Annotated in this window: 11 protein-coding genes and 1 tRNA gene; 5 read left to right on the plus strand and 7 right to left on the minus strand. The window is 34.9% G+C overall.

Features of this window, described 5'->3' with window-relative positions; genetic code table 11:
- Nucleotides 1-193 precede the first annotated feature (193 nt).
- Entirely contained in the window at nucleotides 194-1,417 is a 1,224-nt protein-coding gene (locus tag ACTND6_RS09910) for a M28 family metallopeptidase (protein ID WP_441023944.1), read from the plus strand.
- 10 nt (nucleotides 1,418-1,427) lie between these two features.
- A complete protein-coding gene (locus ACTND6_RS09915) occupies nucleotides 1,428-2,699 on the plus strand; it encodes an aminotransferase class I/II-fold pyridoxal phosphate-dependent enzyme (RefSeq protein WP_441023945.1) in 1,272 nt (423 codons plus the stop codon).
- Between the two features lie 37 nt (nucleotides 2,700-2,736).
- On the opposite strand, the gene ACTND6_RS09920 is transcribed toward ACTND6_RS09915, so the two are convergent.
- The 7 genes from ACTND6_RS09920 to ACTND6_RS09950 form a co-directional block, all read right to left on the minus strand.
- On the minus strand, nucleotides 2,737-2,937 hold the full coding sequence (locus tag ACTND6_RS09920; protein ID WP_441023946.1) for a type II toxin-antitoxin system YafQ family toxin: 201 nt from the start codon (nucleotides 2,935-2,937) through the stop codon (nucleotides 2,737-2,739).
- A gap of 69 nt (nucleotides 2,938-3,006) precedes the next feature.
- Complete coding sequence (locus tag ACTND6_RS09925) at nucleotides 3,007-3,276, minus strand: type II toxin-antitoxin system RelB/DinJ family antitoxin (RefSeq protein ID WP_441023947.1); 270 nt, start codon at nucleotides 3,274-3,276, stop codon at nucleotides 3,007-3,009.
- 174 nt (nucleotides 3,277-3,450) lie between these two features.
- The gene (locus tag ACTND6_RS09930) at nucleotides 3,451-4,200 is read right to left on the minus strand and encodes an SDR family NAD(P)-dependent oxidoreductase (RefSeq protein ID WP_441023948.1); all 750 of its coding nucleotides are present in this window, start codon (nucleotides 4,198-4,200) and stop codon (nucleotides 3,451-3,453) included.
- 23 nt (nucleotides 4,201-4,223) lie between these two features.
- Nucleotides 4,224-4,781, minus strand: coding sequence for an elongation factor P (efp, locus tag ACTND6_RS09935; protein ID WP_178176595.1), 558 nt, complete (start codon nucleotides 4,779-4,781; stop codon nucleotides 4,224-4,226).
- A 72-nt stretch (nucleotides 4,782-4,853) separates the two neighbouring features.
- Entirely contained in the window at nucleotides 4,854-6,080 is a 1,227-nt protein-coding gene (gene pnuC / locus ACTND6_RS09940; protein WP_441023949.1) for a nicotinamide riboside transporter PnuC, read from the minus strand.
- Between the two features lie 22 nt (nucleotides 6,081-6,102).
- A complete protein-coding gene (locus tag ACTND6_RS09945) occupies nucleotides 6,103-7,476 on the minus strand; it encodes an ATP-binding protein (RefSeq protein WP_441023950.1) in 1,374 nt (457 codons plus the stop codon).
- Nucleotides 7,477-7,604: 128 nt separating this feature from the next.
- Nucleotides 7,605-7,946 (minus strand): hypothetical protein, encoded by a 342-nt coding sequence (locus ACTND6_RS09950; protein ID WP_178176598.1) that lies wholly within the window; start codon nucleotides 7,944-7,946, stop codon nucleotides 7,605-7,607.
- A gap of 90 nt (nucleotides 7,947-8,036) precedes the next feature.
- Between ACTND6_RS09950 and ACTND6_RS09955 the strand changes: the two genes are divergently transcribed.
- The 3 genes from ACTND6_RS09955 to ACTND6_RS09965 all read left to right on the plus strand — a co-directional run.
- Nucleotides 8,037-8,117, plus strand: a tRNA-Leu gene (locus tag ACTND6_RS09955).
- Nucleotides 8,118-8,213: 96 nt separating this feature from the next.
- On the plus strand, nucleotides 8,214-8,639 hold the full coding sequence (locus tag ACTND6_RS09960; RefSeq protein WP_441023952.1) for a PTS sugar transporter subunit IIB: 426 nt from the start codon (nucleotides 8,214-8,216) through the stop codon (nucleotides 8,637-8,639).
- A gap of 222 nt (nucleotides 8,640-8,861) precedes the next feature.
- Nucleotides 8,862-8,971, plus strand: a 110-nt coding sequence (locus ACTND6_RS09965) for a transposase (protein ID WP_441023954.1), incomplete at its 3' end; no start/stop codon positions are given.

Below are 8,971 nucleotides of genomic sequence, written 5' to 3' on the forward strand. Positions count from 1 at the left end.
ATTATTGTTTCAGCTAACCGGTCAAGATCAGCAGATTCAATTTTACGACAGGTACTTTTTTATTTCATTCTTCCTTTCCACTTCTGCATTTACATGTTACAGGAAGCTCTACTATGTATATTCACAAGTTTTTCCCATTCTCCAAAAAATAATTCGTAATTTTGAGTATAATGGTTTAGGTGGTGATAAATTTATGAACGAAATGACATTTTTAAAAAACTTAGATTTTATTCGTACAGGCGGTTCAAAAGAAGAATTAAAAGCCGCTGAATTTATTCAGGCAGAATTACAAAAGCTTGGATTAAAAGCAAAAATCGAAGACTTCTCAGTCCATGCTTCCACAATTTCAAAAGCAGAACTGGAAGTAACAAAACCATACAAGAAATCTATTCCTTGCACAGGCTACATGAACAGTGTTTCCGCAGAACTCACAAAAGACATGTACTATCTCAGAAACAAGAACGATGAAAGAGATTTACAGAACATCAAAGATAAAATTGTATTTTTAGATGGTGGTCTTCCTTACTGGACATATAAATCACTTATTGAAAATGGTGCAGCTGGTTTTATCACATGTAATGGAAATCTGCACGATGACGATACAGATATTGACTGCAAAGAAATTCGTGAACCATTAGAAAAACTTGGTCAATTACCAGGTGTAAATATCCACCTCAAAGATGGATATCCAATGATTCAAAACAATGCACAGACTGTAAAACTCACATTAAAACAGACAACTGTCAAAAACGCAAAGAGCAGAAATGTTGTATGCAAGATCAAAGGGCAAGATGATGAAATCATCGTCTTCTCTGCACATTATGATTCTGTTCCACTTTCTCATGGCATCTATGACAATGCAACTGGTGCATTAACAATCTATAAACTCGCAGAATACTTTGCATCCCACAAACCAAAGCATACACTTGTATTTGTATGGTGCGGAAGTGAAGAAAGAGGCTTGCTTGGTTCCATTGCTTTCTGCAAGAAACATCAGAAACATCTCAAAGACTATCGTCTGAATATCAATGTCGATATGATTGGTTCTCATTTAGGAGAATTTGATACACGTGTATCCGCAGAAGATAAGCTTGCACATTACATTGATTATTTCTCCAGTGAAGTTGGATTTGCCAATAAGGTAACAACAGGTGCATATCCAAGTGATTCCACTCCATTTGCATCCAATGGCGTACCATCCTTAAGTTTCGCTAGAAATACACATCTTGAACCAATCCATTGTAAATATGACGACATGAGTACTGTCAGTGAAAAGAATATCAAGGAAGATATTGCATATATCTTAGAATTCTCTAAGAGAATGGCTAACAGTGCACTCATTCCAGTCAAAAAAGAAATTCCAGAAAACATTCAAAAGAAACTGGATGAATACAACTACGTAAAGAAACCAGAATAAAGGAGCAACTATGATTTTAGACGAAATTGATCCATCTTTATTAGATTTAGCAAAACAGGCAGATGCAGAATGCAAACCCATCTATGATGAAATAGATAACATCTGCTTCTATCATTCCAACCGTATCTTATCTGCATTTATTGAAAACAATGTATCGTATTCAGACTTTGCGGAACAAAATGGATATGGTGACTATGATGAAGGAAGAAACAAGCTAGAAAAAATCTTTGCTGCAGTACTTGGATGCGAAGACTCTCTTGTCCGTCCACAGATCATGTCAGGTACAAATGCATTGTATTTAACATTCTCATCTCTTTTAAAGCCAGGAGATACAATGATTTCTTTAACAGGAACTCCATATGATTCCTTACAGGAAATGATTGGTCTATCTGGAGATTCCACACAGTCATTAAAAGCAAATGGTGTTAAATATGAACAGATCGATCTTTTAACACTAGAAAACGGAGACAATGATTTTGATGAAGAAACAATCGTGAAACGTCTAGAAAGAAAAGACGTAAAACTTGTTGAAATCCAAAGATCAAGAGGATACTCCGCAAGAGCATCTCTAACAATCGATAAGATTGAAAAAATCATTCAGGCCATTCGTTCCGTCAATCAGGATGTCATCATCATGGTAGACAACTGCTATGGAGAACTTGTTGAATACAAAGAGCCAGGACATGTTGGTGCCGATGTCGTTGTTGGATCACTCATGAAAAACCTAGGTGGCGGCATTGCTTCTACAGGCGGATATGTTGCGGGAAGAGAAGATCTGATTGCAATGGTTGCCGACCGTTTAACTGCTCCTGGTATTGGTAAAAATCAAGGTGCAAACTTCAACCAGAATAACGCATTCTTCAAAGGCATATTCATGGCGCCAAACGCCGTCAAAGGTGCACTCAAGACACAGGTATTTGCATCATGGATGCTCGAAAAGCTTGGATATAAAAATGTCGCTCCAAAATGGAACGATAAGCGTACAGATATTATTCAAACAGTAGAACTCGGAAGTGAAGAAAACCTTGTACATTTCACACAAGGCATTCAAGAATCCTCACCAATTGACTCCTTTGTAAGAGTCATGCCAGCACCAATGCCAGGCTATCCATTTGATGAAGTCATGGCATGTGGAAGCTTCACAAACGGAAGTACAATCGAATTAAGTGCAGATGCTCCAGTTGTTCCACCATATACACTATATATGCAGGGAGGATTATCCTTCGAATATGGAAAACTATCCATCCTGCTTGCACTCACACATATTAGAGAAACATTATAACTTAAAGGCCTGATGATTCAGGCCTTTTTTCGGATGATTAAAACAAATCTGAATGAGAACCTGTACGAATTAACTTCAATATTAATTCTTCACTTTCAATCTGATAAACCAAAAACCGGTCTGGTTCTATGTGTAGTTCCCTCATGTTCTTGTAGTTTCTTGAATTCACTAGAGAATGATCCATATACTTGACGGGTAATTCTTTCTGCAAACACAACACCTCAATTACTGTTCGCATTTTTCTTTGTCAAACCCTCTTTTTATCGCAATTTTGTAGTCCTTTTTGAATTGTGATGTAAATTTTACTTTAAGCATCCAATGCCTCCATTAAATCATCAATCGAATCATATGGTCCTGACATATGCTTATCGTTTTCTGCATCTTTCATAGCCATATATGTTTCCTGATTTGGCTCTCCATCTGCAATCACAGGAAATGGCAATCCATGACAGCGCAATGCTTGAATATAAAACATTCCTGTTGCGGTACTCAAATCTAATCCAAGAGATTGAAATAAGTCAGATGCTTCTTTTTTTAAAGCTGGTTCAATTCTAATTGTTAAATTACTCTTTGTCATAATTGTTTACTCCCTTATACAATAATAGAATAATACATACATTCATTTTAAGTGCATTGCACATAATTTTTGTCAAAAATCACAATAAATAACATAAAAAGCCTGAAATATAATATTCCAGACTTCCATAATTATAGTTACATGTAAATCCAACAATAAACCAATATTATTCGTTCAGCAGCTTCCTTTTTGTCCGCCATCAATGCGGATAATTGTATTATTAATATAATCTGCTTCTTCACTGATCAAGAATTTAACAAGATATGCAACTTCTTCTGGTTTTCCATAGCGTTCCACCAGAATTTTTTCACATTCCTGTTTCAGAAAGTCTTCATCATACCCATCCAGTTCACTCTCTGTTCCAATAAACCCAGGCGCAATTGCATTCACATGAATATATGGTCCCCACTGCATCGCAAGATCATGCGTTAAGGCATTTAATGCTGCCTTTGAAACATCATAATCAATACTCATTGGATAATACGTATTCATGCCATTCGTCGAAGAAATATTAATAATTCTTCCATACTCTTTCTCCATCATGTGATGGGATACTCTTTTCGCACAGTTAAATGCACCAACGACATTCACATTCATTGTCTGTTGAAATTCTTCACTTGTTTTCAAATGGAAAAGATTAGATAGATCAATTGCCGCATTATTCACTAAAACATCAACACTGCCCATCTTTTCTTCAATTTCACTCACCATCGCATCCACCTGTTCCACACTAGAAACATCAGCCTGAATCGCTAATACATCCACACCACAGGATGCAATGAGTTCTTTCTGTAAAGACAATGCTTCTTGTTTTGAATGCAGATAATTGATCACAATATCATATCCATTCTTTGCAAGTTCTTTTGCAATTGCTTTACCAATGCCTTTTGCACTGCCCGTAATCAATACAACTTTATTTTTCATACATCGAAAAAAAGAGCTTAGAATTAAGCTCTTGAAGAATACTTTCCATCAGAAGTAGAAACAAGAATTTTTTCTCCTTCTTCAATAAATTGAGGAACTCTGATTGATAGACCAGTATCTGTAACAGCGTCCTTTGTCTGAGAGGATGGAGCACCCTTGATTGCAGGTGTTGTTTCTGCAACTGTCAATTCAACCTTATCAGGAACAACGATTGCGATAACCTGTCCTTCAAAAATCTGAAGAATAACATCCATACCTTCAATTAAGAAATACTTATTCATTCCAACATGTGCATCATCTAATTCATATGTTTCAAATGTTTCCATATCCATGAAATAGTAGACATCACCAGCAGAATAAGAATACTGTGCAGACTTCTTTTCAATCATTGCTGCTTCAAACTTTGTAGAAGCGTTAAAGTTTCTTTCCTGTGTAGAACCTGTTTTCAAGTTCTTCATCTTTGTTTTCAGAATTGCTGCACCCTTACCAGGTTTTACATGCATAAAGTCAATGACTTGCCATGGATCACCATCAACCATGACTGTTAATCCAGTTTTAAAATCTCCAGCTTCAATTGCCATAATTTATTACCACCTTTTTTATTTATAATTCCTCTGTCATTTTACCAATAACACTATTATTTATCAATATTTTTAGAAAAGTGACTTCTTTTCTTCCTGGTGAGATTTAATATACTTGCTCCACTTGATATAGCCATATGTTGTATTTGTAAAGTATCCAAGTTTCAATACAAGCAATACATACTGACCAGACAGGATATTGATGATTGCTTCTAATGCAGCGCAAATATACCACGCAATCCACTGCTCTCTGAGTCTAAAGAAGATGAACAAACCATTTGCGACACCAACTGCAGAAGCACATGCATCAATATATGTAATAGCTGTTTCTAACTGCTCATTACCACCTAAGAAATCTGTTTGAATATCCAATCCACTTAAGAAGTAACCAACAACAAAAGTCCATACGATGATTGCTAGAATAATCAATACTTCCTGATAGCCTTTTAATCTTCTAACAGCTGTCAATTCATCACTTTCGTCATCCTTATGCTTACTCCAGTTAATATAGCTCAAGATATCAATTGGCAGCCAAAAGAATAATGTTGTTGCAATTGTCGCAAAACGATACATCAATACAAGACATGTTGCAATTTCTGTAATCTCTACAAGTACAGATACAAGGAAGTTGTATCTAGACTGTTTAGAAATCAACAATTCACAAAGGATATTCAAGAACGTATCTAGCAGATACAACAACATGATAATGATGCCATTTACACCATTTGCGCTGTCTTCAGGGAATGCTACCGCAACAATTGTTGCAAGCACCATGATTGTTAAGAACCAGCACTTTTCATATGTTGTAAAAGCTTTTGCGAATGTATACATGATCCATACAGATACAAACAAGATTAATAATGCAATACCTAAATTAAACACAGGCATTAAAGCATTGGCTTCTGTCTGATGAAATACATACTGAACTTCCTGTGCAGTAGGATCCTGATGATCAAAATACAACATTGTTCCATTATCTGTCTGATATTCATAGCCAGTAATAGAATCAATATCTAGATCCTCATATTCTTCATAAGAATATGAAACAATCAACTTTGCATCACCATTTACAAAGGTAACATCACAAACAGTTGAATCTTCATCATAATCTTCTGCTTCTGTATCACGATCCATTTCTAAACTTTGAATAAAATGGATATCCCCATAATTGGCATTTAGTTTTTTGAAACCTGTAAAGAAAGAAAATAATGATCCAATCACAAGCAAACTCATCACGGCAAGCATGATTTTTCTGAGTTTTGGATTGGATTCTTTAAATGTTTTAATTTTTTCTAACATCTTAAAAAACCCCCAAAGCATTTTATACTTCTACTGTAGAGGGTTCAATATTTTTTTTGTTGAATTTTGCGATTGTCTGAATCAATTCATCTACTTTTAATGGCTTTGTTAAATGCGCAGCCATTCCAGATTCTTTTGACTTTGCAATATCTTCTTCAAATGCATTCGCACTGCAGGCAACAACAGGAATATCTTTCGCATCTTTTCGATCTAGATTTCGTAATGCTTTACAAGCTTCATATCCATTCATAACAGGCATCATGATATCCATCAAAATAATGTCAAAGAAATATTCTTCATGCTGCATAAATTGTGTAACAACATCTTTGCCATCCACTGCTTCATATACAACTGCACCATTATCTTCCAATAATGTTTTCGCAATCTCACGATTCAATGCATTATCTTCCGCAAGCAATACTTTCACACCAGTAATGGAAACATGTTCGGATGTATCAATTTGAGAAATCTCATATTGTTTTTCAGCAATTTCAAATGGAATACGAATCGTAAAGTGACTGCCAACATTTAATACACTCTGAATATCAATGGTTCCATGCATCATATTAATCATTTGTAGAACAATCGCCATTCCAAGACCACTGCCTTGATATGAAGTTCTATTTTCATGTTCCTGTACAAATGGCTCAAAAATGTGTTGAATAAATTCTTCACTCATTCCGATACCTGTATCCTGGATATCAAATTGAATCATTGCTTTTCCATCATTCATTTCACATTCTTTGATACTGAAAGCAATGCTGCCATTTTTCTTGTTATATTTAATTGAATTATCTAACACATTCAATAGAATCTGCTTCATATATAAAGAAGATCCCATTAAATATGGATGTTGAATATCATCTTTCTGACATTGCAGAGTAATCCCGCAATTCTCAGCTTTCATCTTCGCAATCAGAAATACTTCATCAAACAGCTTTTCAATATTTAATGGTTCACAGACAATTTTAATTTTCTGACTTTCCAGTTTACTCAGCTGCAGCATATCATTCAATAAAGATAACAGATAATTCGCCGCAACTTTTGCTTTTGTACGATTCATTTTCAGCAATTCATACTCTTGTGGATGTCTAGAATCAATTTCAATCAGTCCAAGAATTCCATTGAGTGGTGTACGTATATCATGAGACATACGATTCAAGAAATCCGTTTTCACTTTCATTGCCTCTTCCAGCTGATTTCTAACATCCAATTCTCTTGCTAGAAATAACAGCCAGCCAGAAATCACAATAGATACTGCCTGCAATGGCAATCCATAGAAAAAAATCTGAATGATCGTAGAAATTGTAGGTAAACACACATAAGAAATCGCAGACAGAAGTTCATTTCTACGCAGATCATTTCTAAAATAATATAAAAGATAGATAAATATCAATATTCCTATGATTGTTGGAATCTGACAAATCGGAAAATATTTTGTTCGATGATAAACGTTATTTGCATCAAAATAATAATAGATTTCAAAGTATTGTGATAGAACAACAAACGCAACAGAAATTCCTACTAAAACCAGATGAAATGAAATAGTATTTTTTTACGTTTTAATACGTTTGTTAAAGAATCATATAAATACTTCGCAAGCAATCCCATTTCAAGATAATTAAACATAAATACAAGAGGATTGCATAAATGTGTCATTACATATCCAAATTCACTCGTATTTCCTTTATAGAATTCCGCAAGACAATCACTTATTAATAACAATGCGCCTAAAAATACGATCCATAAAATATCTTTATCTTTCTGATTCTTGTTTTTCTGCAGACACAAAATACTTAAAATGATCAAGCTTATAATGAATGCAACGAATTCAAAAGAAATAATAAAAATGCTTAAAACACTCATCCCATCTATCTCCGTGGAATATTTTATCATAGTTCTTAAAAAATGCATTGACGTATCTACCTATTATGATGTAAAATACTTAAGCGTGATGCACCAGTGGTGGAATGGCAGACACGTACGCTTGAGGGGCGTATGGAGAGATCCGTGCAAGTTCAAGTCTTGTCTGGTGCACGATAGTTCAGCAAATGCTGAACTTTTTTTATATTTTTCTTACATTTTTTTGATGAATTATATACAATTTCTTTATTCAATTAAGGAGTTTTCAAAATGTTAAGAATTGCAATTTGTTGTGGTGGCGGTTTTTCTTCCAGCGCTTTAGCCGCTCACCTGGAAAAAGAATCCGAAGAAAAAGGATTAAAAGAAAGAGCATCGTTTATTTTTATTCCTATTCTACATTTATTAGACCGTATGGATGAAGTTGATGTAGCGATGGTTTGTCCGCACATGGAGATGCAGGTACGCAAAGACGCTCCAAAATACACAATTCCTGTAACGATCATTCCTCCACGTCTATATGGTTTAATGCCAGCACAGTCTTTCATTGAAGATGCAGAAGACATTTATGATTTATGGAAAAATGGAGCTAAAAACATGGTTACTTTCCCTGAAGAACCTCGCCCATTAGCTGTAAAACGTACAATTTCTCATAGAAGATGGCTTAATGGTGAAAAAACAGACTTCACAAAATTCTAAAACTTATCTTCGGATAGGTTTTTTATATTCATAACAGAAAGGGCTGCACAATGACTAAAGATCTCACACAAGGCAACCTAATTAAAAATATTATTACCAATTGTTGCCGTAAAGCCCCTCGCTTTAGCAATAGGGATATAAGGCGACTCATGCAATAATTATACTGCTGAAAGATATCTAATTTCTATTGAATTATATACGTCACAGCAGTATAATATATGTATGGAATATAAATCTAATCATAATATTGTCTATTCCTGCAAATACCATGTGGTATGGTGTCCTAAGTATCGACGTTCTGTTTTGATAAACGGTGTTGATGTTCGTTTGAA

Origin of the sequence: Bulleidia sp. HCP3S3_C9 (genome assembly GCF_052064035.1) — a bacterium.
Lineage (GTDB): Bacteria > Bacillota_I > Bacilli_A > Erysipelotrichales > Erysipelotrichaceae > Bulleidia.